Genomic DNA, 24,569 nt, shown 5'->3' with positions numbered 1-24,569 from the left:
TCTCCGGAACGGACGATCAGGCCCGCTTCTTCTTGTCGTCGTCGCCGACTTCGCGGAAGTCCGCGTCGATGACGTCGTCCTTCTTCTCCGCGCCGGCTTCCTGCTCGCCCGCCTCGCCGCCGCCCTGCTGGGCCGCGTACATGGCCTCGCCGAGCTTCATCGAGAGCTGCATGAGGTCGTTGGTCCGGGCCTTGATGGCCTCGACGTCCTCACCCGCGATGGCGGTCTTCAGGGCCGCGATCGCGCCCTCGATGGCCGACTTGTCCGCGGCCGCGGCCTTGTCGCCGAGGTCGGCCACGGTCTTCTCGGTCTGATGGACGAGGCTCTCGCCCTGGTTGCGGGCTTCCACCAGCTCGCGGCGCTTCTTGTCCTCGGAGGCGTGCGCCTCCGCGTCCTTCACCATCTTTTCGATGTCGGTCTCGCTGAGTCCGCCAGACGCCTGGATGCGGATCTGCTGCTCCTTGCCGGTGGCCTTGTCCTTGGCCGACACGTTGACGATGCCGTTGGCGTCGATGTCGAAGGTCACCTCGACCTGCGGCACGCCGCGCGGCGCCGGCGGCAGGCCGACGAGGTCGAACTGGCCGAGCAGCTTGTTGTCGGCCGCCATCTCGCGCTCGCCCTGGAACACCCGGATCGTCACGGCGGTCTGGTTGTCCTCGGCGGTGGAGAACACCTGTCCCTTCTTGGTCGGGATGGTGGTGTTGCGGTCGATCAGGCGCGTGAACACGCCGCCCAGCGTCTCGATGCCGAGCGACAGCGGCGTCACGTCGAGAAGCAGCACGTCCTTGACGTCGCCCTGCAGCACGCCCGCCTGGACCGCCGCGCCGATGGCCACGACCTCGTCCGGGTTGACGCCCTTGTGGGGCTCCTTGCCGAAGAACTGCTTCACGATCTCCTGGACCTTCGGCATGCGCGTCTGGCCGCCGACGAGGATCACCTCGTCGATCTCGCCCGCCGACAGGCCGGCGTCCTTGAGGGCCTTGCGGCAGGGCTCGATGGTCTTCTGGACGAGGTCGTCCACCAGCGCCTCGAACTTGGCGCGGGTCAGCTTCAGCGTGAGATGCTTGGGCCCGGACGCGTCCGCCGTGATGTAGGGCAGGTTGATTTCGGTCTGCTGGGCCGAGGACAGCTCGATCTTGGCCTTTTCGGCGGCCTCCTTCAGGCGCTGGAGGGCCAGCTTGTCCTTCTTGAGGTCGATGCCGTTCTCTTTCCGGAACTCCTCGGCCAGATATTCGACCAGCCGCATGTCGAAGTCTTCGCCGCCCAGGAAGGTGTCGCCGTTCGTGGACTTCACCTCGAACACGCCGTCGCCGATCTCCAGGATCGACACGTCGAAGGTGCCGCCGCCGAGGTCGTACACGGCGACCACGCCGGTCTTCTTCTTGTCGAGGCCATAGGCGAGCGCGGCCGCGGTCGGCTCGTTGATGATGCGCAGCACTTCGAGTCCGGCGATCTTGCCGGCGTCCTTGGTGGCCTGGCGCTGGGCGTCGTTGAAGTAGGCCGGCACGGTGATCACCGCCTGGGTGACCGGCTGGCCGATGAACGCCTCCGCGGTCTCCTTCATCTTCTGCAGGATGAAGGCCGAGATCTGGGAGGGAGAATACTGCTTGCCGTCCGCGTCCACCCAGGCGTCGCCATTGCCGGCGCGCACGATGTTGTAGGGCACGAGGCCCTTGTCCTTCTGGGTCATCGGGTCGTCATAGGTGCGCCCGATGAGGCGCTTGATGGCGAAGAAGGTGCGCTCGGGGTTCGTCACCGCCTGGCGCTTGGCCGGCTGGCCGACGAGGCGCTCGCCTTCGTCCGTGAACGCCACGATGGACGGCGTCGTGCGCGCGCCCTCGGCGTTCTCGATCACCTTCGGCGTCGTGCCTTCCATGATGGCGACGCACGAGTTGGTGGTTCCAAGATCGATTCCGATCACTTTACCCATGGTGGTAGTCCCCTTTTGCGGCGAGACCGCCGAGCCCCGAAAGCGCTCCGGCTGAAGGCTTTCCGCCACGCCTCGACCGAGGCGGGACCGAGAGCCAGATCCCCTAGGTTTGGCGGGTATTCCCGCAGTCGCCGGGTATATAAGGAGGGCTGAACGGGCCTGCAAGGCGAGACGGCGAACCGGTTCCGCCCGGGCCCGCGACGCAAGAAGGCCACACCTCGACAGGTTCTCCGGGCCTCCACCCAACAGGCGATTCGCGACGACTGTAGGGCATGATACATTCCGCGCTGTGTTTCAGCCTCGAGCGACCCATTTGAACCGACCTTTAGCGATCGCATTCTCAGGCCTCGGCCTCGCGGCCCTCCTGCTGCGCCCGGACGTCGCGGCGGCCCAGCTCGTGCTTCCCGGAGCGGGGCCGGGGACCGCGCCCGGAGCCGTCCAGCCGGCCGCCCCCGTCCCGTCCGCCCCGAAGCCGCCTCCCGGCCCCGTCGTCGTGAAGCTCGTCGGCGAGGAGAGCGTGGTCGGCAAGACGCTGCTGCTGAACGGCGCGCGCGGCAAGCTGCAGATCGAGCGCAAGGACAAAAGCTCCCTGCAGGCCACCATGATCGCGGTCGGCGAGAAGATCTCCGATCCGTCGCAGGCCTGCGGCGTCGATCTCGGGGGAGGGCGCCCGCTGGACCTTGCGCCCGCCGGCCGGCCCGAGGGCGTGATCCGGCTGTCGCTGGACGCTCCCTCCTGCCCGCTCACGCTGGACGTGCTCGACGGCGCGGTCCTGGTGCGCGGGGCGGAAGCCGCCTGCACGTTCAAGGACGCCGATTGCCGCGTCGAGGCGCGCGGCCTGTGGGGTCCGGCCCCGACGGCGTTCGAAGGCCAGAAATGGATCGAGAGCGACCGCTCGCGCGCCGACAAGGCGGTGCGCGAGAACTTCAAGGCGCTGATCCATCGCACCCAGGGCAAGCAGGAGATCAAGGCCGTCGCCGCCGAGCAGGCAGGCTTCACCTCCGAGCGCGAGACGGTCTGCCGCGACTACGCCCGGGAGGCGGCGCACGGCTATTGCGCGTCGCGCTACACGGAGTTGCGCGCAGCCGGGCTCGCCGCCCGCCTCAACCGCCTGGACGGCAAGCCGGAGGGCGCGGTCGTGGCCGCCGCCAAGCCGCGCAAGCCCAAGCCCAGGCCGGAAGCCGCGACGGTGGGCGAGGTTCCGACGAGTTCGCCCGCCCTCGCGCCTCCGCCCGAGGCGCCGGCGCCGGCGCGAAAGTCGCTGTTCGACATCTTCCGCTGATCCGGCGCGCGGAGGGCTCAGCCCGCCGCGGTCTGGCCCGCCTCCCAGCCCAGGATGGCCTGCTTGCGGGTGAGGCCCCAGTGGTAGCCCGTGAGCGCGCCCGACCGGCCCAGCACGCGGTGGCAGGGCACCACGAAGGAGATCGGGTTGCGCCCGACGGCGGCCCCGACCGCGCGGGCGGCCTTGGGCTTGCCGATATGGCGGGCGATGTCCGAATAGGTGGTCGCCCGCCCCATCGGGATGCGCAGCAGCGCCTGCCAGACGCGGACCTCGAAATCGGATCCGATCAGCACGACCCGCAGGGGAGTCTCGCTCCTCCAGGCCTGCGGATCGAAGCAGCGCCACGCCAGGTCGGCCGTGGCTTCGGCGCTTTCGGCGAATTGCGCCTGCGGCCAGCGCCGGCGCATGTCGGCCAGCGCGGCGTCGCGGTCGCCGTCGTCCACGAAGCCGACGCCGGCCAGCCCGCGCTCCGTCGCGACCACGATGGCCTCTCCGAAGGGCGACGCGTGGAACCCGTACGCCATGGCGACGCCGCCGCCCTCGGCCTTCCACTCGCCCGGGCTCATCGCCTCGTGGGTCACGAACAGGTCGTGCAGGCGCCCGGGCCCCGACAGGCCCACCTCATAGGCCGTGTCCAGCACGCTGGCCGAATCGCGCAGCAGCGCGCGGGCGTTGTCGAGCGTGATCGCCTGCAGGAAGGCCTTGGGGGTCAGCCCGGCCCAGCGGCGGAACACGTGGTGAAGATGCGACGACGACACCCCCACATGGGCGGCGATGTCGTCCAGCGACGGCTGCTGGCGCCAGCGCTCGGTGATGTAGGCCAGGGCGCGGCGGACGCGGTCATAGTCGGACAGCGGGCCGGCGTCGATGTCCGCGGCGGACAGCGGAGCGAATTCGGCGGTGGACTGAAGCATGGCTCTCTCCCAGGTCGCCCCAATCTAGGGGCGGCCCGCCGCCGCCGACACCCGAAACCTGCGCGCCGGCCGCGTCAGGGATTGTAGGTGACGCCGCGCCGCGCCTCGGCGAGGGCTGCGGAGAGCGCCGTCCCGAAACTGGCCTTCTCGTCCGGGGACAGAAAGGCCGCCAGGCCGACGAACTGCCCCCGCGACACCAAGGCGAGCCGCTGGACCCCGAACTCGGCGTGCTCCTCGCGGTGGAGGCGGGTCCAGGCCGGGTTGAACCGCCACTCGCTCACCGGGCCGTCCACCGGCGCCTTGCGCAACAGCACCTCGAGGGGCGTGACGCTCACCTCCTCGTAGGAGCGGGCCTGCGCCATGCTGGAGCGCAGCGCGAAATACAGGATGGCGACGTCCAGGCCGTAGAACCCGGCCACGGGCCAGAAACCCAGGATCAGGAACGGCACGCTGGCGACGCAGCTCGCCAGCGCGACGAGCACGAGCACCAGCCTGACGCCGCGCAGATCCAGCGAGCGATGCGGCGTCAGCACCGCCGAGAACACGGCCGGCGCGAAATCGGGTGGTGAATCGGACACGGACATCGCAGGTTAGCCTTGCCGCCAGACGACCCCCGAAACTATAGGCCAGCCATGCCGTCGCGTAAGCCGCTCTCCGTTCACAAGGCCAAGAGACCCATTGACGCGGGGCCGGCTCCGGACGCCGGTCAGAGGGGCGTCCCCAAACCGGCGTCCCACCAAGGCGCGGCCAAACCGAAAGGTTCCGCCAAGCCGAAAGTCGCCAAGCTCAAAGCCGGCAAGGCCCCCAAGGCCCCCAAGCCGCTGGAGCCGCCGCTGGTGCGGGAGATGTTCGAGCGCTTCCGCGAGGCCGAGCCGGAGCCCAAGGGAGAGCTGGAATACGTCAATCCCTTCACCCTGCTGATCGCCGTGGTGCTGTCCGCGCAGGCCACCGACGTCGGCGTGAACCGGGCGACCCGCGCCCTGTTCGCGGTCGCCGACACGCCGCAGAAGATGCTGGACCTCGGCGAGGACGCCGTCCGCGAGGCGATCAAGACGATCGGGCTCTTCCGGAACAAGGCCAGGAACGTCGTCGCGCTCTCGCGCCGTCTCGTGGACGAGTTCGGGGGCGAGACGCCCCGCACCCGGGAGGAGCTGGAGACCTTGCCCGGCGTCGGCCGCAAGACCGCCAACGTGGTCCTGAACACGGCCTTCGGCCAGCCCACGATCGCGGTCGACACGCATCTGTTCCGGGTCTCGAACCGCCTGCCGCTCGCGCCCGGGAAGACGCCGCTGGACGTGGAGCTCGGGCTGTTGCGCGTCATCCCGGCCGAATTCCTCCAGCATGCGCATCACTGGCTGATCCTGCACGGCCGCTATGTGTGCAAGGCCCGCAAGCCGGACTGCCCGCGCTGCATCGTCAGCGACATCTGCCGCTTCGAGCCCAAGACGCCGCCCGGCGAGAGCCCGCCCGATTCGCCCGACCCGGAGGACGCGCCGCTGCCCGCGTGACCCTGCTCAGCCATAGACCCAGAGCGCGGCCAGCCCCGCCGAGCCGACCAGGATCCGCCACCAGGCGAACACCGCGAAGCCGTGGCGCGACACGTAGCCGAGCAGGCCTTTCACGACGAAGAGGCCGGAGACCAGCGCCGCCACGAAGCCCATCGCGATGATGCCGATGCCCTGCGTGTCGAGCGTCTTGTAGTTCTTCAGGAGGTCATACGCGAAGGCGCCCGCCATGGTGGGCATCGCCAGCCAGAACGAGAACTCGGCCGCGGCGCGCTTGTCGGCGCCCATCAGCATCGCGCCCACGATGGTCGCGCCGGAGCGCGACACGCCCGGGATCATCGCCAGGCACTGGGCGAAGCCGATCTTGACGTACATCGAGAGCGGGAACTGCGTGGCGTCGTGGTGCTTGGCCGTCGGGCTGCGGACGTCGACGACGAGGAGCACGAAGCCTCCCACGATGAGCGCGACGCAGACGATCAGCGGATTGAACAGCACGCCCTTGATGAAGCCGTGCAGAACCGCCCCGATGACGGCGGCGGGCAGGAACGCGGCCAGCACGCCGATGACGAAGTTGCGGGCCCGCGGATCCGTGGGGAGCGCCAGGACGATCTGCAGGAGCTTGTGGAAGTACACGCCCAGGATCGCCAAGATCGAGCCGAGCTGGATCAGCACCGCGAAGGTCTTGTCGAATTTGTCGTCGGCGAAGTTGAGGCCGAGGAAGTGCTCCGCCAGCAGGAGGTGCCCGGTCGACGACACGGGCAGGAACTCCGTGAAGCCTTCGAATATCCCGAGCACGATGGCCTTCAGGGCGGAAGCGAGATCCATGGGGAGGTCCTGACTGAGGGGGGCGCCCGGGCTCGCGGTGGGCCTCGGGACCGGACGTAAGCTGTGCGCGGGGGACGATTGGTGTTGTGGCGAGCGCGTCGCGGTTTTATACGCTGACCCCTCGCGACGCCACCCTGCGTGCGTCGAAACGGCCGTCGCCGCCGCTGCGGCGTCCCATGCTCCCCTTCCGGAGACGAAGCCTCTGCCCATGGCGACGCTCTTCCATCACCCCCTCTGCCCGCATTCCAGGTTCGTTCGGCTTCTGCTGGGGGAGTTCGGGATCGATGCGTCCCTGGTCGAGGAGCGCGCCTTCGAGCGCCGCACCGAGTTCCTGGTCATGAACCCGGCCGGGACCACGCCGGTGTTCTGCGAGGAGCAGATCGGGAACGTCCCCGGCGCCTCCGTCATCGCCGAGTATCTGGACGAGACGCGCGGGCTCGCGCTGGGCGATCGGCGCCTGCTGCCGTCCGATCCCAAGGGGCGCGTCGAGGTCCGCCGCCTCGTCGACTGGTTCAACGGCAAGATGCACGCCGAGGTGACCGGCTATCTGGTCACCGAGAAGGTGTTCAAGCGCTTCATGCCCGTGGAGGCCGGCGGCGGCGCGCCCGACATGGCCGCGATCCGCGCGGCGCGGTCCAATATCCGCTACCATCTGTCCTATATCGGCTTCCTGATGCAGGGCCGAAATTGGCTCGCCGGCGACAAGCTGAGCTGGGCCGATCTCGCGGCCGCGGCGCAGCTTTCGGCGGCCGACTACCTGGGCGACGTGCCGTGGAACGAGAACGAAACCGCCAAGCACTGGTATGCGCGGGTGAAATCGAGGCCGTCCTTCCGGCCGCTGCTCGCCGACCGGGTGCTCGGAATGGACCCGGCGGAGCACTACGCGGACCTGGACTTCTGACCGGCGCGGCGCTGAAAGCCGCCCTGGCGGCGGACGCGCGCCGCGAAGGCTTCGTCTCGGTGCGGGTGACCACGCCGGACTCCATCCCGCAGGCTCCCGCCCAGCTGGAGGAGGCCCTGGCCGAGGGGCGGCACGGCGACATGGCGTGGATGGAGCAGAACCGCGACCGCAGGGCCGACCCGCGCGTGCTCTGGCCGCAGGTCCGCAGCGTCGTGATGCTGGGCGCCAGCTACGCGCCCTCCGCCGACCCCCTGGCGAGCCTCTCGCGGCGGGACCGCGGCGCCATCTCGGTCTATGCCCGGTCGCGCGACTATCACGACGTCCTCAAGGGCAAGCTGAAGCTGATCGCCGGCCGGCTCGCGGCGTCGGGCGGGGCCGACGTCAAGGTCTTCGTCGACACCGCGCCCGTCATGGAGAAGCCGCTGGCCGCCGCCGCCGGGCTGGGCTGGCAGGGCAAGCACAGCGTGCTGGTGTCGCGCGAGCACGGATCCTGGCTGTTCCTGGGCGCGATCTTCACCACGGCCGAGCTGCCGCCGGACCCGCCGGGCGAGGACCATTGCGGATCCTGCACGCGCTGCATGGCGGTCTGCCCGACGGACGCGTTCCCGCGCCCCTATCAGCTCGACGCGCGGCGCTGCGTCTCCTACCTCACCATCGAGCACAAGGGCCCGATCCCGCGCGAGCTGCGGGCGGGCGTCGGCAACCGGGTGTTCGGCTGCGACGATTGCCTGGCCGTCTGCCCGTGGAACAAGTTCGCCGAGGCCGGCCGCGAGGCGAAGCTCCAGGCCCGGGAGGACCTCGACGCCCTGCCGCTGGCCGACCTCGCCCGCCTCGACGACGCGGCGTTCCGGGCCCGCTTCTCCGGCACGCCCGTCAAGCGCACCGGCCGCGACCGCTTCGTGCGCAACGTGCTGGTGGCGATCGGCAACTCCGGATCGCCGGACCTCGCCGCCGCCGCCGAGGCGCTCCTGGACGACGCCTCCCCGCTGGTGCGCGGCGCCGCCGTGTGGGCGGTATCGCGCCTCAGCCCGCCCGACCGCCTTTCGCGTCTCAGGGCTGCTAGGATGAGCGTCGAATCCGACCCCGACGTTCTCGCCGAATGGAGCGCCGAACCTTGAACCTGCTCGTCTTCGGCTACGGATACACCTCGTCGGCCTTCATCCGCGCGGAGCGCGGGCGCTTCACGGACATCGCCGCGACGGTCAGGACGCCCGAAAAGGCCGCCCTGCTCGGCCGCGACGGGGTGCGCGGGCTGGTGTTCGACGCCCACGCGCGCGACGCGGACCCGACCGGCCGCGTCGATCCGGAGATCCTCGCCTCGATCGCCCAGGCGGACGCGCTGCTGGCCTCCATTCCGCCGGACGCCGAGGGCGATCCCGTCCTGCGCGCCTTCGAGGACCGGATCGGGGCCTCCGCTCCCCTGCGCTGGATCGGCTACCTCTCGACGGTCGGGGTCTATGGCGACCATGGGGGGGAGTGGGTGGACGAGCAGACGCCGCTTCGCCCGGTGAGCGAACGGTCGGCCCGCCGCGTCCACGCCGAGGAAGCCTGGCTCGCCTTGGGGCGGCGGTCCGGCAAGCCCGTGCACGTCTTCCGGCTGTCCGGCATCTACGGCCCGGGCCAGAACGCGCTGGTCAATCTGCAGGCGCGCACGGCGCGGCGGCTGGTGAAGCCCGGCCAGGTGTTCAACCGCATTCACGTGGACGACATCGCCGGCGTCCTGGCCGCCTCGCTCGAGCGGCCCGGCGGCGGGATCTACAACGTCACTGACGACGAGCCCGCGCCCCCGCAGGACGTGGTGACCTACGCGGCGGGCCTGCTCGGCGTCCAGCCCCCGCCCGAGATCGCCTTCGAGACGGCCCACCTGTCGCCGATGGCGCGCAGCTTCTACGGCGAGAACAAGCGCGTCTCCAACCGGCGCGTCCGCGAGGAGCTCGGCTACGCCTTCCGCTATCCGACCTATCGCGAGGGCCTGCAGGCGCTGGCCGCCGCCGGCGAGGGCCGCAGCTAGCTTTCAGCCTGCGTGCCGGGTGGCGTCCGCACCGAAATGCTCGATGTAGCGGGAGTGGATCGCGCTGACCGGCAGGACCACGAGCACGTCGGTCGTGCCGAACTGACGGTCCACCACCGCGCCGTCCCCGAAGCGGGCGCCGACCCGCAGATAGCCCTTGATCAGCGGCGGCAGGCTGTGGAGGGCGGCCTTCGGGTCGATGTCGGCGGCCGCCAGCATGTTCATGTCCACCCGCCTGGACCGCGTCGCCGAGGCGCGCCACTCGGCGGGGGCCTGGGCATGGTGGTGCAGGAAGCTGAGCGGCAACGCCAGCCGGGCGGGGTCGACGCCCTCCAGGCTGGCGCATCCGAACATCACGTCCATGCCGTGCCGCCGGACATAGGTCCAGACGCCGTGCCACAGCAGCTCGACCGTCCGCTTGTCGCGGTAGGGCTGGAGCACGCAGGAGCGCCCGAGCTCCAGGAAACGCTTGCCCGGATGGGCGTCCAGCAGCGGCTGGATCTCGAACTCGCCCGCCGAGTAGAATCCGGCGTGCCGCTCGGCGATCTCCTGGCGAAGCAGCCGGTAGGTGCCGACCACCTTGGGCTTTCGGGCCCCCGGCCCGGACGCGCCGACGATCGCCGACGGGGCGTCGTGGTCGATCACCAGCAGGTGGTCGCAGATGGCGTCATAGGCGTCGATGTCGCGGCGCTTCAACCGCGAGCGCAGGTCGGGCACGGCGGCCATCTCGTCGTAGAAGACGCGGTAGCGCAACTTCTGCGCGCGCTTCACGTCCTTGGCGGTCTGGGCCAGCCGCACCTCGAGCGACCCGATGCGGCCGAGCACGCCGTCGAGCCCGGCGGGCGAGGGCAGGGGCGTCGCCCGGCCTACATGCGGCGCCAGGATCGCGGAGCCCTTCTGGAGGCCTCCCAGCAGCCGGGCGGCGAAGCCTGTGGGGCGATCGGCGAGATCGGACGGGTTCGACATGCGGGCGCTGACACCGGTGAGCCTGAGCGGCGCAGGAGCCGCCCGATGAAGGCGAAGCGCCGCGCTCGCGACGGCAGGCAGACCATATCCGCCTGACGGGATTGTGACAAACGGGCCTGCGGCGCGGCCTCAGCCCGTCCGGGCGAGGCTCTCCAGCCCGAGCGACGCGATCAGGGCGGCGGGGTCGAGGGGCTTGGCCACGGTGGCGTCCATGCCGGACGCGAGGGCGAGCCTGCGGTCCTCCTCGAACACGTTGGCGGTCAGCGCGACGATGCGGGTGCGCGGAAGGTCCAGCGCCGCTTCGGTCTCGCGGATGCGCCTCGCCGCCTCGTGCCCATCCAGCCCGGGCATGCGCACGTCCATCAGCACCAGGTCGAAACGCTCCTGCGGCGTCGTGGACGCGGCCGAAAAGCACTGGACGGCCTCGACGCCGTTCTTGGCCCAGGTGACGCTTGCGCCCATTTTCTGCATCAGCCGCGTGGCCAGGAGAGCGTTGATGTCGTTGTCCTCCGCCAGCAGGACCTTCATGCCCGCCGCGACCGCTCCGTGGACGCCCTGGGCCGCGCCGGCCGCCGCGACGCCCGGGACCGCCGCGTCCTCCGAAGGCGTCAGCCGCGACGACAGGGACCGCGCCCGCACCGGCTTCACCAGGTAGCCGTCGAAGCCCGCTGCGGAGGGCGGCCCGAAGGAGCGCCGTTCGAAGGGCGACAGCAGCACCAGCCTCTTCTCGACGCCGGAGCGCTTGGCGAGGGCCGCCAGCGTGCGCGCGTCCTCTTCGCCGACGGCGCCGTCGATCACCAGGAGGTCGGGAACATAGCCGCCGTCGTTCAGGCGGACGATGGCGCCTGCGGTCGTCCCGGTCGCATGCGCCCGGAACCCGAGCTCCTGCAGGCGCCGCACCATGTAGGGCCCCTCGAAGGGCGAGCGGGACACCACCAGCGCGGTCCGCCCGTCGCAGCGCGGGGACGCGTCGCCCGCGATCCCGGGCGCCGCCTCCTCCAGGTCCAGCGTGAACGAGAAGGCCGAGCCCCGGCCCGGCTCGCTGGCGACGGAGAGCTCTCCTCCCATGCCGGCCACGAGGCGGCGGGAGATCGCCAGCCCCAGGCCGGTGCCGCCGTGCCGGCTGGACGCCGAGCCGTCCACCTGCTCGAACTCCTCGAAGATGCGCGCCAGCCGGTCGGCCGGGATGCCGATCCCGGTGTCGGTGACGCAGAAGGCGATGCGTCCGTCCGGCGTCCGCTCGACCGAGACCCCGACGCCGCCCTGGTCGGTGAACTTGACCGCGTTGCCGGCCAGGTTGGTGAGCACCTGCCGCAGGCGGGCGGCGTCGCCCATCACGGTGCGGCGCAGATCGGCCGCGACGAATCCGGCGATCTCGATGCCCTTGCCCTGGGCGCGCGGCGCGAGCAGCTCCACCGCCCCCTCCACCAGCGACGCGAGATCGAAGGGCTCGCACGCCAGCTCCAGCTTTCCGGCTTCGATCTTGGAGAAGTCCAGGATCTCGTCGATGATCGACAGCAGCGCCTCGCCGGACGTCTTGACGGCCCGCACATAGGTCGTCTGCTCCGGGTCGAGCCGGGTGCCCGCCAGCAGGTCCGCCATGCCGAGCACGCCGTTGAGCGGCGTGCGGATCTCGTGGCTGACGGTGGCCAGGAAGCGCGACTTCGCCTCGCTGGCGGCCTCGGCCTTGGCGCGCTCCTCCGCCAGGGCGGCCTCGGCGGCGCGCCGGTCGGTGATGTCGCGGCCGACGGACTGGATCTCGGTGTCGCCATGGGCGCTGCGGACCGGGGTCTCCAGCCAGGAGATCCAGCGCGGGCCGCGAACGGTCTCGATCTGCTGGTCGTAGCTGCGCGAGCCGTCCGGGTCGCGGCGATCGCCGCTGGTCTCGATGGCGGGGATCTGGAACGTCGTGTCCAAGAGGTCGTCCCGCGACCGGTTGGCCAGGATGACGAAGGCGGCGTTCACATAGGTCAGCCGGCCCGACTGGTCGCGGCGCAGGATGAGGTCGTCCTGCCCCTCGATCAGGTTGCGGTATCGGTCCTCGCTTTCGCGAAGCTCCCAAACCGTGTCCTGCAGGCCCTCGTTCTCCGCCTCCAGCGCGGCCGCATGGGCGCTGATGCGGAAATGGTCGCGCAGCAGCAGCGCGGCGACCACGACGGCGACGAAGGACAGCGTGCCGAACGCCGTCAACGCCAACCCCCCGGTCGTGATGGTCTGGAAAAAGCTCATGTCGGTCCTCGCCGCCACCTTACGCGCGCGAGGATTGAGAAACCGTTCGAAACGGCCCGATCCGCCGTCAAGCCTCCCCGGCGTTCTCGCGCGGGCGATAGGACAGCGCCTCGGCGATGTGGATGCGGCCGACCCGGTCGGCGCCGTCGAGGTCCGCCAGGGTCAGCGCCAGCTTCATGACGCGATGGAAGCCGCGCGCCGTCAGCCGCATGGCGTCGGCGGCGTCGCGCAGGATCTTCACGCCGGCGGCGTCCGGCCGGGCGACTTCCTCCACCAGGCCGGCCGGGCAGGCGGCGTTCACCCCCGCGCCGGCGTCGCCGAGCGCCGCATAGCGGCGGGCCTGGCGCTCCCGCGCCGCCGCCACCCGGGCGGCCGCCTCGGCCGATCCCTCCGCCGGCGCGGGCAGGATCAGGTCCGCCGCGCTGACGGCCGGCACGTCGATATGCAGGTCGATCCGGTCCAGGAAGGGGCCAGAGATGCGGCTCTGGTACTGGGCGGCGCATTTGGCGTTGGGCGCGCGCCGGCAGGCGTAGCCCGGCTCGTTCGCCCGGCCGCAGCGGCACGGATTCATGGCCGCCACCAATTGAAAGCGCGCCGGATACACCACCCGCCGGTTGGCCCGCGCGATCGCCACCTCGCCGGTCTCCAGCGGCTGGCGCAGGCTGTCGAGCGCCTGCGGGGCGAATTCCGGCAGCTCGTCGAGGAACAGCACGCCGTGATGGGCGAGCGACGCCTCGCCCGGCCTGGCGTTGACGCCGCCGCCCACCAGCGCCGCCATGGAGGCCGAATGATGCGGCGCGCGGAACGGCCGGCGGTCCGTGAGCCCGCCTTCCGCCAGGAGCCCGCCGACGGACTGGACCATCGACGCCTCCAGCAGTTCGGCCGGCCGCAGCGGCGGCAGGATGGAGGGAAGGCGCGCCGCCAGCATCGACTTGCCGGAGCCGGGCGGGCCGCACATCAGCAGGTTGTGGCCGCCGGCCGCCGCGATCTCCAGGGCGCGCTTGGCGCTCTCCTGGCCCTTGATGTCGCGCAGGTCCGGCAAGGGCGGCCCCGCCCGGCGCACCGCCGGCGCCGGCGGGGAGAGCACCTGCGTCCCCCGGAAGTGGTTGGCGAGCTGGATCAGCGACCGCGGCGCCAGGATGGTCATGTCCGCCGAGGCCCACGCGGCCTCCGGGCCGCAGGCGGCGGGGCAGATCAGCCCATGGTCGCGCTCGTTCGCCGCGATGGCGGCCGGCAGCACGCCCGACACCGGCGTGATGGAGCCGTCCAGCGCCAGCTCGCCCAGCACCGTGAAGCCGTCCAGCGCGTCGGACGGGATCGCCCCGATGGCGGCCATCACGCCCAGCGCGATCGGCAGGTCGTAGTGGCTGCCCTCCTTGGGCATGTCGGCCGGGGCCAGGTTGACGGTGATCCGCTTGGAGGGAAGCGCCAGCCCGGACGCGACCAGCGCCGAGCGGACGCGCTCGCGCGATTCGCCCACCGCCTTGTCGGCCAGCCCCACGATGGTGAAGACGACGCTCCCGGGCATGAGCTGCACCTGGACGTCCACCGGGCGCGCCTCGACGCCTTCGAACGCCACGGTGGCGACGCGCGTCACCATGGCGGGGGGCGTCGCTTCCGGACGCTGAACGCAATCGTCATGAAATCCGCAGGCTGAAAAGACGTGCTGAAACTCGGCCGAGCCTAGTCGATCCGGCCCACGACTCAAGCAACCCGAAGCTGCGCGAAGTTGCGCCCCGCCGGCCTCGCCCGCCTCAGCCGGCCTCGCCGGCCCTGGCCTGCTTCAGCCGGTAGAGCGCCTCCAGCGCCTCGCGCGGGCTGAGCTCGTCCGGCGATATCGCGTCGAGCGCGTCGCGCAGGGCGTCCGGCCCGCCTGCGGGCGGGGCGGCGAGGCCGCCGGCCGGGCGCGCCGCGGCGAAGAGCGGGAGGTCGTCGACCAGCCGTTCGACCGGCGCCTGCCGCTCGGAGGCCTCCAGCTCCTCCAGGATCACCCGGGCGCGCTCGACGACCGACTTCGGCAGGCCGGCCAGCTTGGCCACCTGGACGCCGTAGCTGCGGTCGGCCACGCCGGGCGTGACCTCGTGCAGGAACACCACGTCGCCCTGCCACTCGGTCACCCGCACGGTGAGGTTGAGGAGCCGCGGCAGGCGCCGGGCCAGGGCGGTGAGCTCGTGGAAATGCGTCGCGAACAGCGACCGGCACAGATTGCCGTCATGCAGGTGCTCGATGGCCGCCCAGGCGATCGACAGGCCGTCGAAGGTGGCGGTGCCGCGCCCGATCTCGTCCAGGATGACCAGCGACCGCGCCGTCGCCTGGTTGAGGATGGCGGCGGCCTCGATCATCTCCACCATGAAGGTGGAGCGGCCCCGGGCGAGGTCGTCGGCGGCGCCGACGCGCGAGAACAGCCGGTCGACGACGCCGATATGGGCCTTCTCGGCCGGCACGAAGGAGCCCATCTGGGCCAGCACGGCGATCAGCGCGTTCTGGCGCAGATAGGTGGACTTGCCGGCCATGTTGGGGCCCGTGATCAGCGCGATCCGCCCGCCCCGGGCCGAGGCTGGGGCCGAGAGGTCCGCGTCATTGGCCACGAAGGACTGGCCGTCGCGCTTCAGCGCCGCCTCCACGACGGGGTGGCGGCCCCGCCGGATCTCGAAGGCGAGGCTCTCGTCCACCACCGGGCGCACCCACGCGCCGGCGTCGGCCAGCTCCGCCAGCGCGGCCGCGACGTCGATGCGGGCCAGCGCCGCCGCGACCGCCTTCAGGCCGGCCGCGCCCGCGACCGCGAAGGCCCTCAGCCGGTCGAAATGGGCGAGCTCCAGGGCCAGCGCCCGGTCCGCCGCCGAGGCGATGCGGCTCTCCAGGTCGCCCAGCTCGGCGGTGGAGAAGCGCATCGCGCCCTGCATGGTCTGGCGGTGCACGAAGACGGCGTTCAGCGGCGGCCGGACCAGCGTCTCGCCGACCGCCTGCGTCACCTCGACGAAATAGCCGAGGAAGTTGTTGTGCTTGACGCGCAGCGTGCGCGCCCCGGTCTCCTCCGCGTAGCGCGCCTGCAGGGCGGCGATGACGCGCCGGCTCTCGTCGCGCAGCGCCCGCGCCTCGTCCAAAGCGGGGTCGAACCCGGCCCGCACGAAGCCGCCGTCGCGGCGGTTGAGCGGCAGCTCGTCGTCGAGGCAGTCGCCGAGCGCGGCTTCGAGCGCGCCGTCGATCCCGGCCAGCAGGGCCGCCGCCTCGGCGATCTCGCGCGGCGGCAGCGCCGCGCTCTGCAGGATCGCCCCGACCGCGCGCGCCGCGGCCAGCCCGTCGCGCAGGCAGGCGAGGTCGCGCGGCCCGCCGCGGTCGAGCGTCAGCCGCGACAGCGCCCGCGTCACGTCCGGGGCCCGCTTCAGCGCCTCGCGCACCCGGCGGCGCGCGTCCGGGTCGTCGGCGAACCACGCCACCGCGTCGAGCCGCTCGTTGACGGCGGCCGGATCGGTGAGGGGGCCGGCCAGCCGCTCGGCCAGCAGGCGCCCGCCGGCGGGCGTCAGCGTGCGGTCGATCGCGGCCAGCAGGCTGCCGGCGCGCTCGCCGCCCAGCGTGCGGGTGAGCTCCAGATTGGCCCGCGTGGCGGCGTCGATCGCCAGCGTGGCGTCGGCGGCCTCGCGCGTGGGGGCCGACAGCGGCGGCCGCGCGCCGAACTGCGTGCGCTCCACATAGGCGACCACGGCGGCCGCGGCGGCGATCTCGGCGCGGGAGAACTGCCCGAAGCCCGCCAGCGTCGACACGCCGAAAAAGGCGCAGAGCCGCCGCTCGCCCGAGGCGGCGTCGAACCCGTCGCGCGCCAGCGGCGTCACGTGGGCGCGCGTCTCGCGCCACAGCGCCTTCAGCTCGGGCTCGTCGATCACCGCGTCGGGGACCAGGATCTCGCTCGGCTCCAGCCGGGCGATGGCCGCCGCGAGCCCCGCCTGGGCGACCTCCCCGACCGTGAAGGTCCCGGTCGAGATGTCCACATAGGCCAGGCCGTAGAGCCACGCCTCGCCGGCGCGCACGCGCGACAGCGCCGCCAGCAGGTTGGCGCGCGAGGGCTCCAGCAGCGTCTCCTCGGTGATGGTGCCCGGCGTTACCAGCCGCACCACGCCCCGCTTCACCACCGATTTGCCGCCGCGCTTCTTCGCCTCGGCCGGGTCCTCCTGCTGCTCGCAGACCGCCACCCGGTGGCCGGCCGCGATCAGGCGGTGCAGGTAGTCCTCGGAGCGCTCCACCGGCACCCCGCACATGCGGATGTCCTCGCCCAGGTGCTTGCCGCGCTTGGTCAGCACGATGCCCAGCACCCGCGACGCGACCTCGGCGTCGCCGAAGAACAGCTCGTAGAAGTCGCCCATCCGGTAGAACAGCAGGCAATCCGGGTTGGCGTGCTTGATCTCCAGATACTGCGCCATCATGGGCGTCAGCCGCCCCTCCGACGCATCGGCGGCCGGCTGCGGCAGGGTCAGGGCTGGACCTTCGAGACTCATGCGCGCGACGCTAGCAGAGGCAGGCCGCGCTGGCGCGGGGGCGCGGGGGGTTTTGCACGGGGAATGGGGTTGGGGGTGGCGCCTGTCCGGCACGGCTGAACGGGGAGGGACTGAGAGACTCTCGTTAGGTTGCCTTTCAGGGCCGTATTTCTGGGGTTGTCCCGAGCTAACACAGCTTCTGTGGGTTGCCGGCGATAGTCGCCGAGTTCAGAAGGGCGACGTTCCAGTGCGACCTTGGCGCCACCGCTCAGAAATTCTGTCCTGCATTAGGCGTGAACTCAAGCGGACGTGTGCTGGCGCACTCGGGGAGTAGCTCATGACAGATCTTAGCTGAGATGGCACCGTGACAGCTGTGGGATAGCAGCTATAAATAAGGTGTCCATGTCGAATCAGGGCTGAGAAAAATGGCTGAACTTTCATCTCAATCAACTTCAATTCAGACAATTTACTCCATGTTTAGCGACGAAAAACTTTTTGTTAATAGGCGTTAGCAGCGTAAGTTAGTGTGGACACTGCAAGAAAAACAAAAATTAGTTGAGTCAATTCAAAAAAAATATCCAATCCCGGCCATACTTATCGCGGAACGCGAAGAGAATTCAGGAACTTACGAAATTATTGATGGGCTACAACGTTTACACGCAATTATTTCCTTCATCGAGACTGCGTTTCCTGACCTTGCCGGTCGGCGTTTTAACATTGAGCATTTTCCGAATGCCAAGCGTGTTGCAGATGAGGGCGGGTTCGAGCCTGGAAAGTCGGAGGAAATGCTATCACAGCGAGCCGTAAGTGATATGCTAAACTATAACTTAGCAATTTCATACATGCGAGGTGCTACAGAAGTTGAAATAAATGATGTTTTTGACAGAATTAATACGTATGGGCATCGACTTAGTGACCAAGAGCCACGCCAAGCGGGTGTGCAAAACGAATTCTCAGAGATGATCCGAAATATTGCATGCACAATACGAGGAGACGAAACTCATGACATTGTTCGTTTAAGGGCAATGCCTTCTATTAGTATCGATTTGCCGATGACGAAGCATGGCTACCATGTGCAGGCTGACGAGGTATTTTGGGTTGAGCACGGAATTCTGCGTGCTACAGATCTTCGTGATAGCATGGACGAGCAGTGTATTGCGGATATTGCGGCGTGCGTCGTAGGCGGAGAATTGATCGATCGATCCAAGGAAGCCCTGGATTTAGTCTACACCGAAGGAACGGCCGAGGCGGACAGAATCAGTAACGCGTTGACGGTTTATGGTGCCGATAGATTTTCTGACGAGTTCAAATTCTGTATTGACGAAATTCTGAAAGTCTGTGGCGAAGGTGGGGGGACGAAGCTTAGAGAGCTAATTTTTAAGAAAAGCCAAACTAATGCGTTTCCATCTGTGTTTGCCATAATTATACTCGCATTCCATGAATTGATCGTGCGGGATTCTCTGATCATCTCAGATTATTCTGGCGTGAAAAATTCGATGAAGGACAGTGCTGAGCGTATAGAGCGTGGTAGGAAGGCAACGTCTCCAGAAGAACGTCGGAAGAATATTGATATTGTCAAGGGGCTAATTGCATCGAAGTTCATTGAACCTAATGTAAAGCCAAAAATATACAGCAATCATAGCACTGCCGACATTGACACCGCTATAAGGCGCTCAGAGCTAGAGTTATCTGACTATGAGTTGAAGCAAGGATTGCTGACTTTAAAGGAGCCGCGTACTATCGATGGAAACATTATCGATAAAGTACTTAAGACTATCTGCGCAATGGCAAATAACGGGCCTGGACGGTACGGCCGAATCGTTATTGGAGTCACTGACAAAGATTCGGATGCGGCAATAATAAAAAAGCTTGATGGTATTGAAGCGAGACAAGTTGGGAAACGGCGAGTTGTCGGAATCGCTCGGGAGGCAAAATTCCTAGGCATCAACATGGAGCAGTATTTGGCAAAATGGAAAGACGGGATAAAGAACTCAACGATCACTTCTTCCGTTCGAGATAGTGTTATGTCAAGTATTGACTTTAATTCATACTTCGGATTAGGGTTGATTGTTATCACAGTTCCGGAGCAAAAAGAGCTTTGTTACTTCAATGGGCAGATTTATTGGCGAAAAGGAGACAGCACAACTGTCGCGGCTAAACCCCAGGAAATTGTTGCCATTGCTGGACGGTTTTGACCGACCGCTCAACAGGACTGACGGGCCGGGCGATTGATCGCGTCTCGCGTTCCCCCACCTTGACAACCTAGCAAAATAATCCTACACACCTCCAGCCCGGATGCGTCCCGGGAGCCGGCACCGGCTCCCCGCCCATCCGCAACGAGCTTCATGGTTTCGCGCCCGCATCTCCACCAGGACGTGCGGGCCGGAGCGGTCGGGCTCTCGCGCGCCGAGGCTCAAGCCTCCTGGGCGGACGCAGCATACGTCCGCGACTGCCGCGGCCTTCGGGCCGCCCCTTGCCGGAGCGGGGTCAGGCCCGGTCCCGGACGACGCAGGGTGACGGTCGTCCCTCGTGAAGCGGGGTCAGGCTTCGCTCCAGCGGATGGGGAGACCTCCGCTCCGAGCCGCGTCCGGGAGATGCGCGGCCCGACCCGCCGCGGGACGGCGGGGGAGACTGCGCCAGCCTCAGGCGCCGCGCGCGAGAGCCGCCGACCGTGCAACCCCGCGCCCGCAGGCGACGGGGCCGCGGGCGCATCGCCGCTTGAGAAACCGCAAGCGTGTCCGTAAGTTGGCCGCCCCCGCTCCACCCATCAACCGGGCCGGCCATGACAGACAAGAACGAGACTCCGAGGAAACGCACCCGTCCCACCATCACGGACCAGGAGGCGCTGACGTTTCACTCGCGCGGCCGGCCGGGCAAGCTGGAGGTGGTCGCCACCAAGCCGATGACGACCCAGCGGGACCTGTCGCTGGCCTATTCGCCCGGCGTCGCCATCCCGGTGCTGGCCATCGCCGAGGACCCGTCGAAAGCCTATGACCTCACCGTCAAGGGCAACCTCGTCGGGGTGATCTCCAACGGCACCGCCATCCTGGGGCTCGGCAACCGCGGCGCGCTGGCGTCCAAGCCCGTGATGGAGGGCAAGGCGGTGCTGTTCAAGCGCTTCGCCGACGTGGACGCCTTCGACCTGGAGATCGGCACGGAGGACCCGGACGAGTTCATCGCCGCGGTGCGCTATCTCGGGCCGACCTTCGGGGGCATCAACCTGGAGGACATCAAGGCCCCGGAATGCTTCATCATCGAGGAGAAGCTCCGCGAGCTGATGGAGATCCCGGTCTTCCACGACGACCAGCACGGCACCGCCATCATCGCGGCCGCCGGCATCATGAACGCGCTGCAGCTCACCGGGCGCGACATCGCGACGGCCCGGCTGGTGTGCAACGGGGCCGGGGCGGCCGGCATCGCCTCGCTGGAGATCCTCAAGGCGCTCGGTTTCAGGGATGAGAACGTCATCCTGTGCGACACCAAGGGCGTGGTCTACAAGGGCCGCTCCGAGGGCATGAACCAGTGGAAGTCGGCCCACGCGGTCGAGACCAAGCTGCGCACCCTGGAGGAGGCGATCGCCGGCGCGGACGTGTTCTTCGGCCTCTCGGTGAAGGGCGCGGTCTCGGCCGAGATGGTGCGCTCGATGGCCGCCAACCCCATCATCTTCGCGATGGCGAACCCGGACCCGGAGATCACGCCCGAGGAGGCCTTCGCGGTCCGCGACGACGTCATCATGGCGACGGGGCGCTCGGACTATCCCAACCAGATCAACAACGTGCTGGGCTTTCCCTACATCTTCCGCGGCGCGCTGGACGTCAGGGCCCGCACCATCAACATGGAGATGAAGATGGCCGCCGCGAAGGCGCTGGCCAGCCTCGCCCAGGAGGACGTCCCCGACGAGGTGGCGTCGGCCTACCAGGGCGCGCGGCCGCGCTTCGGGCGGGACTACATCATCCCGGTGCCGTTCGACCCGCGGCTGATCTCCACCGTGCCGCTGGCCGTGGCCCAGGCGGCCATGGATTCGGGCGTCGCGCAGCGGCCCATCGTCGACATGGGCGCCTACAAGGCGCAGCTCTCGGCCCGGCGCGACCCCGTCGCCGGCGCCCTGCAGCGCACCGTGGAGCGCGTGCGGCGCTATCCCAAGCGCGTCGTCTTCGCCGAGGGCGAGGAGGAGCAGGTGATCCGCGCGGCGGTGAGCTTCGTCAGCCAGGGCTTCGGCACCGCCATCCTGGTCGGCCGCGACGACCGGGTGAAGGCGACGGCCCAGCAGGTCGGCATCGAGATCGACGGGCGCAGCGGCATCGAGATCCACAACGCCAGGCTGAGCCACCGCAACACCGCCTATGCGCAGTACCTGTATGACCGGCTGCAGCGGAAGGGCTACCTGTTCCGCGACTGCCAGCGCATGATCAACCAGGACCGCAACCACTTCGCCGCCGCCATGGTGGCGCTGGGCGACGCGGACGCCATGGTGACGGGCGTCACGCGCAACTTCTCGGTGGCGCTGGACGACGTGCGGCACGTCATCGATCCCAAGCCCGGCCACCGGGTGATCGGGGTCTCGCTGGTGCTGGCGCGCGGCCGCACCGTGCTGGTGGCCGACACGGCCATCACGGAGCTGCCCAGCGCCAAGGACCTCGCCGACATCGCCGTGGAGGCGGCCGGCGTGGCGCGCAGGCTCGGCTACGAGCCCCGGGTGGCTTTGCTCGCCTTCTCGTCCTTCGGGCATCCGCCCGGCGAGCGCACCGCCCATGTGCAGGAGGCCGTGCGCCTGCTCGACCAGCGCCGCGTCGACTTCGAGTATGACGGCGAGATGGCGGCGGACGTGGCCCTGGATAAGGAGCTGATGGCCCAGTACCCGTTCTGCCGCCTGTCGGACGCCGCCAACGTGCTGGTAATGCCGGCGTTCCACTCCGCCTCCATCTCCACCAAGATGATGCAGAGCCTGGGCGGATCGACGGTGATCGGGCCGCTGCTGGTGGGCATGGACCGGGCCGTCCAGATCGTGCCGCTGGGGGCCAAGGACAGCGACATCGTCAACATGGCGGCCCTGGCCGCCTTCAACGTCGGCGGCTAGGCCGGCGGACGAAGAAGCGGTTTTCGGGCGCAGCTTTCGGGTGGAGCCCGGTCGCCGTCTGCACTGTCATGAGGGCCTCGCCACGCAGGAGTCCCTCATGACGTTCCGAATCACCGGCCTGTCGGCCGAACCGTTCCGCCCCCTCTACGGCCTCCCGGACGCGGAGCTCGCCGCCCGCGGCGTCCTGCGCTACGCCGTCGACGCCGCGTCGGGCTACCCCGACCGGATCGAGATGCGCGAGGCCCGGCCCGGCGAGACCGTGCTGCTCCTCAACCATGTCTGCCAGCCGGCGCCGTCGCCCTATCGGGCCACCCACGCCATCTATGTGCGCGAGGGGGCCGAGACCGCCTATGACCGCACCGGGGAGGTCCCGGAGGTCATGCGCAGCCGGCTCCTGTCGGTGCGCGCCTATGACGAGGCCGGCATGATGCTGGACGCCGACGTGGTCGACGGGCGCGAGGTGGAGCCCCTCATCGCGCGCCTGTTCGGGAACCCGGCGGTCGCCTACCTGCACGCCCACAACGCCAGGCGCGGCTGCTACTCCGGCCGCATCGACCGCGCCTGAGCCCTGGCGCGCGTCAGTCGCCGATCGCCACGCCCTCGCGGCGGGAGTCGGCGCCGCCGACGAAGCCGGAGGGCGTCAGCACGATGGCCTGAATGCCGGAGGTCATCTCCAGCAGCTTCACCTCGTGGCCCTTGGCCTCCAGCGCCGGCTTCCAGGCTTCGGCCTCGGTGCCGGCCTCCAGCTCGGTCGGGCCGTTGCGGCTGCCCATGTTGGGCAGGTCGACCGCGACCTGCGGGTCGAGCTTCCAGTCCAGCAGGCCGACCAGGGTCTTGCCCACGAAGTTGATGATCTGGCTCCCGCCCGGCGAGCCCGTGACGGCGTAGAGCCGCCCGAAGGCGTCGAACACGATCGTGGGCGCCATCGAGCTGCGCGGGCGCTTGCCGGGCTCGACCCGGTTGGCGACCGGCTTGCCGTCGGCGACGGGCGCGAAGTTGAAGTCGGTGAGCTCGTTGTTGAGCAGGAAGCCGCCCTTGGTCATCAGGCGGGACCCGAAGCCGTCCTCGATCGTGGTGGTCATCGACACGGCGTTCAGCTGGGCGTCCACGATGGAGATGTGGCTGGTGCCATGCTCGACGCCATCGGACGGGCCGAGAAGGAGCGTCTTGCGCATCGGCGGCTCGCCCGGCTTGGCGGCGCCCATGCTGCGGTCCGGGCTGGCCAGCGCGGCGCGGCTCCTCACATAGGCGGGGTCGATGAGGCCCTCCACCGGCACGCTCACGAAGGCCGGGTCGCCCAGATAGAGGTTACGGTCCGCGAAGGCGAGCCGCCCCGCCTCGGCGAACCAGTGCGCGGCCTCCGGGCCGGGCTTCAGGCGGCCCATGTCGCGGGTCTCGAGCACGCCCAGCATCTGCTGCACGGCGACCGCGCCGGAGCTGGGCGGGCCCATGCCGCAGATCCGGTAGGCCCGGTAGGCCCCGCAGACGGGCTCGCGCTCCTTCACCGCATAGGAGGCCAGGTCCGCCAGGGTCATGTCGCCCGGATTGGTCGGATGCCCCTTCACGGTGGCGACGATGTCCTCGGCGATCGGCCCGGCGTAGTAGGCCTCCACGCCCTTCTCGGCGAGGGTGCGCAGCGTCTGCGCGAAGGCCGGGTTCTTCAGCGTCGTGCCGACCGCGAGCGGCTTGCCGTCCGCGTCGTAGAACAGGGCGCGGGCCGCCGGGTTGGCGGAGAGGAACTTCTCCTGCCCGAGCAGGCCGCTGAGCCGCGGCGAGACCGAAAAGCCGTTCTCGGCGAGGCGGATCGCGGGCTCGAACAGCTGCGGCCAGGGCAGCTTGCCCCAGCGCTTGTGGGCCTCGGCGAGCAGCCGCGGCGTGCCCGGAACGCCGACGGACCGTCCGCCCACCACGGCGTCGTAGAATTTCATCGGCTTGCCGTCGGGGGCCATGAACCGGTCGGGCGTCGCCGCCGCCGGGGCGGTCTCGCGCCCGTCGAGCGTGGTCAGCGTCCGCCGGGCCTCGTCCCAATGCACCATGAACGCGCCGCCGCCGATGCCCGAGCTCTGCGGCTCGACCAGGTTCAGCACCAGCTGCGCCGCGATGGCGGCGTCGACCGCGCCGCCGCCGGCGCGCAGCATCTCGCGTCCCGCCTCGGTGGCGAGCGGGTTCGCGGCCGCCGCCATGTAGCGGGTCGAAGCGCCGTGGTCCCGGACGCTCCGCCCCGTGGGCGCCTCGGGGGCGGGAGCGAGCTGGGGAGACGTCTGCGCGAAAGCGCCGCCGCTCACGCCCAGGACGGCGACGGCGGCGAGCAGGAAGCGACGGATCTGCATGGGGCGTTCCTCCGTGGTCGCGAGAGCTTAGACGCGCGGCGGGCGCGCGCAACCGCAGCCCTCCCGCCGCGACCGCGCTCACCAGCGCATTGCTTCGCCGCCGTCCGCCCGTGTATGCCTTGGAACCATG

17 protein-coding genes are annotated in these 24,569 nt (G+C 69.4%); 8 read left to right on the top strand and 9 right to left on the bottom strand.

Annotated features, from left to right (window positions below):
- Positions 1–16: 16 nt before the first annotated feature.
- Positions 17–1,930, bottom strand: a complete 1,914-nt coding sequence (dnaK, locus tag ACYVO7_RS02040) for a molecular chaperone DnaK (RefSeq protein ID WP_460448182.1) — start codon at positions 1,928–1,930, stop codon at positions 17–19.
- A 313-nt stretch (positions 1,931–2,243) separates the two neighbouring features.
- On the opposite strand from dnaK, the gene ACYVO7_RS02035 reads away from it, so the two are divergent.
- Entirely contained in the window at positions 2,244–3,212 is a 969-nt protein-coding gene (locus ACYVO7_RS02035) for a hypothetical protein (RefSeq protein WP_460448181.1), read from the top strand.
- A gap of 17 nt (positions 3,213–3,229) precedes the next feature.
- Here the strand turns inward: ACYVO7_RS02035 and ACYVO7_RS02030 are convergent, their stop codons facing one another.
- Together ACYVO7_RS02030 and ACYVO7_RS02025 are read right to left on the bottom strand one after the other, a co-directional pair.
- Entirely contained in the window at positions 3,230–4,126 is an 897-nt protein-coding gene (locus ACYVO7_RS02030; RefSeq protein WP_460448180.1) for a methylated-DNA--[protein]-cysteine S-methyltransferase, read from the bottom strand.
- A 74-nt stretch (positions 4,127–4,200) separates the two neighbouring features.
- Positions 4,201–4,710, bottom strand: coding sequence for a DUF2244 domain-containing protein (locus ACYVO7_RS02025; protein WP_460448179.1), 510 nt, complete (start codon positions 4,708–4,710; stop codon positions 4,201–4,203).
- 48 nt (positions 4,711–4,758) lie between these two features.
- Between ACYVO7_RS02025 and nth the strand changes: the two genes are divergently transcribed.
- Entirely contained in the window at positions 4,759–5,634 is an 876-nt protein-coding gene (nth, locus tag ACYVO7_RS02020) for an endonuclease III (RefSeq protein ID WP_460448178.1), read from the top strand.
- A gap of 6 nt (positions 5,635–5,640) precedes the next feature.
- Here the strand turns inward: nth and ACYVO7_RS02015 are convergent, their stop codons facing one another.
- Entirely contained in the window at positions 5,641–6,456 is an 816-nt protein-coding gene (locus ACYVO7_RS02015; protein WP_460448177.1) for an undecaprenyl-diphosphate phosphatase, read from the bottom strand.
- 208 nt (positions 6,457–6,664) lie between these two features.
- Here ACYVO7_RS02015 and ACYVO7_RS02010 point away from each other — a divergent pair, with 208 nt between their 5' ends.
- Genes ACYVO7_RS02010 through ACYVO7_RS02000 form a run of 3 tightly spaced genes read left to right on the top strand, consistent with a single transcriptional unit; the run spans position 6,665 to position 9,368 of the window.
- Positions 6,665–7,357 (top strand): glutathione S-transferase family protein, encoded by a 693-nt coding sequence (locus tag ACYVO7_RS02010; RefSeq protein WP_460448176.1) that lies wholly within the window; start codon positions 6,665–6,667, stop codon positions 7,355–7,357.
- 59 nt (positions 7,358–7,416) lie between these two features.
- On the top strand, positions 7,417–8,475 hold the full coding sequence (gene queG / locus ACYVO7_RS02005; protein WP_460448175.1) for a tRNA epoxyqueuosine(34) reductase QueG: 1,059 nt from the start codon (positions 7,417–7,419) through the stop codon (positions 8,473–8,475).
- Positions 8,472–9,368 carry an SDR family oxidoreductase gene (locus ACYVO7_RS02000; RefSeq protein ID WP_460448174.1) on the top strand — a complete coding sequence of 299 codons (897 nt, stop codon included), beginning with the start codon at positions 8,472–8,474 and terminating at the stop codon, positions 9,366–9,368. Before queG ends, ACYVO7_RS02000 begins: the two co-directional genes overlap by 4 nt.
- 3 nt (positions 9,369–9,371) lie before the next feature.
- Here ACYVO7_RS02000 and olsB read toward each other — a convergent pair whose 3' ends face one another.
- The 4 genes from olsB to mutS form a co-directional block, all read right to left on the bottom strand.
- Positions 9,372–10,334, bottom strand: a complete 963-nt coding sequence (gene olsB, locus ACYVO7_RS01995; protein WP_460448173.1) for a l-ornithine N(alpha)-acyltransferase — start codon at positions 10,332–10,334, stop codon at positions 9,372–9,374.
- Between the two features lie 129 nt (positions 10,335–10,463).
- Complete coding sequence (locus tag ACYVO7_RS01990) at positions 10,464–12,563, bottom strand: ATP-binding protein (protein ID WP_460448172.1); 2,100 nt, start codon at positions 12,561–12,563, stop codon at positions 10,464–10,466.
- Between the two features lie 67 nt (positions 12,564–12,630).
- The gene (locus ACYVO7_RS01985) at positions 12,631–14,163 is read right to left on the bottom strand and encodes a YifB family Mg chelatase-like AAA ATPase (RefSeq protein ID WP_460448171.1); all 1,533 of its coding nucleotides are present in this window, start codon (positions 14,161–14,163) and stop codon (positions 12,631–12,633) included.
- A gap of 154 nt (positions 14,164–14,317) precedes the next feature.
- The gene (mutS, locus tag ACYVO7_RS01980) at positions 14,318–17,053 is read right to left on the bottom strand and encodes a DNA mismatch repair protein MutS (RefSeq protein ID WP_460448170.1); all 2,736 of its coding nucleotides are present in this window, start codon (positions 17,051–17,053) and stop codon (positions 14,318–14,320) included.
- 503 nt (positions 17,054–17,556) lie between these two features.
- Here mutS and ACYVO7_RS01975 point away from each other — a divergent pair.
- From ACYVO7_RS01975 to ACYVO7_RS01965, 3 genes are all read left to right on the top strand, one after another.
- Positions 17,557–19,227 carry a GmrSD restriction endonuclease domain-containing protein gene (locus tag ACYVO7_RS01975; RefSeq protein WP_460448169.1) on the top strand — a complete coding sequence of 557 codons (1,671 nt, stop codon included), beginning with the start codon at positions 17,557–17,559 and terminating at the stop codon, positions 19,225–19,227.
- Between the two features lie 587 nt (positions 19,228–19,814).
- Positions 19,815–22,109, top strand: coding sequence for an NADP-dependent malic enzyme (locus ACYVO7_RS01970; protein ID WP_460448168.1), 2,295 nt, complete (start codon positions 19,815–19,817; stop codon positions 22,107–22,109).
- Positions 22,110–22,206: 97 nt separating this feature from the next.
- On the top strand, positions 22,207–22,674 hold the full coding sequence (locus tag ACYVO7_RS01965; RefSeq protein WP_460448167.1) for a DUF1203 domain-containing protein: 468 nt from the start codon (positions 22,207–22,209) through the stop codon (positions 22,672–22,674).
- 13 nt (positions 22,675–22,687) lie between these two features.
- Here ACYVO7_RS01965 and ggt read toward each other — a convergent pair whose 3' ends face one another.
- Positions 22,688–24,439: a gamma-glutamyltransferase gene (ggt, locus tag ACYVO7_RS01960; protein ID WP_460448166.1), complete on the bottom strand. Its 1,752-nt coding sequence runs from the start codon at positions 24,437–24,439 to the stop codon at positions 22,688–22,690.
- Positions 24,440–24,569: the final 130 nt, after the last annotated feature.

The organism is Alsobacter sp. SYSU BS001988 (genome assembly GCF_054796215.1).
Note: the sequence above shows the minus strand (reverse complement) of the source record. Positions and strands in the feature narration are given on the sequence as shown.

Bases quoted from the DNA above. Each gene is read 5' to 3' on its own strand.
- dnaK (WP_460448182.1), bottom strand. From the start codon at position 1,930: ATGGGTAAAGTGATCGGAATCGATCTTGGAACCACCAACTCGTGCGTC.
- ACYVO7_RS02030 (WP_460448180.1), bottom strand. From the start codon at position 4,126: ATGCTTCAGTCCACCGCCGAATTCGCTCCGCTGTCCGCCGCGGACATC.
- ACYVO7_RS02025 (WP_460448179.1), bottom strand. From the start codon at position 4,710: ATGTCCGTGTCCGATTCACCACCCGATTTCGCGCCGGCCGTGTTCTCG.
- nth (WP_460448178.1), top strand. From the start codon at position 4,759: ATGCCGTCGCGTAAGCCGCTCTCCGTTCACAAGGCCAAGAGACCCATT.
- ACYVO7_RS02015 (WP_460448177.1), bottom strand. From the start codon at position 6,456: ATGGATCTCGCTTCCGCCCTGAAGGCCATCGTGCTCGGGATATTCGAA.
- ACYVO7_RS02010 (WP_460448176.1), top strand. From the start codon at position 6,665: ATGGCGACGCTCTTCCATCACCCCCTCTGCCCGCATTCCAGGTTCGTT.
- olsB (WP_460448173.1), bottom strand. From the start codon at position 10,334: ATGTCGAACCCGTCCGATCTCGCCGATCGCCCCACAGGCTTCGCCGCC.
- ACYVO7_RS01990 (WP_460448172.1), bottom strand. From the start codon at position 12,563: ATGAGCTTTTTCCAGACCATCACGACCGGGGGGTTGGCGTTGACGGCG.
- ACYVO7_RS01985 (WP_460448171.1), bottom strand. From the start codon at position 14,163: ATGGTGACGCGCGTCGCCACCGTGGCGTTCGAAGGCGTCGAGGCGCGC.
- mutS (WP_460448170.1), bottom strand. From the start codon at position 17,053: ATGAGTCTCGAAGGTCCAGCCCTGACCCTGCCGCAGCCGGCCGCCGAT.
- ACYVO7_RS01970 (WP_460448168.1), top strand. From the start codon at position 19,815: ATGACAGACAAGAACGAGACTCCGAGGAAACGCACCCGTCCCACCATC.
- ACYVO7_RS01965 (WP_460448167.1), top strand. From the start codon at position 22,207: ATGACGTTCCGAATCACCGGCCTGTCGGCCGAACCGTTCCGCCCCCTC.
- ggt (WP_460448166.1), bottom strand. From the start codon at position 24,439: ATGCAGATCCGTCGCTTCCTGCTCGCCGCCGTCGCCGTCCTGGGCGTG.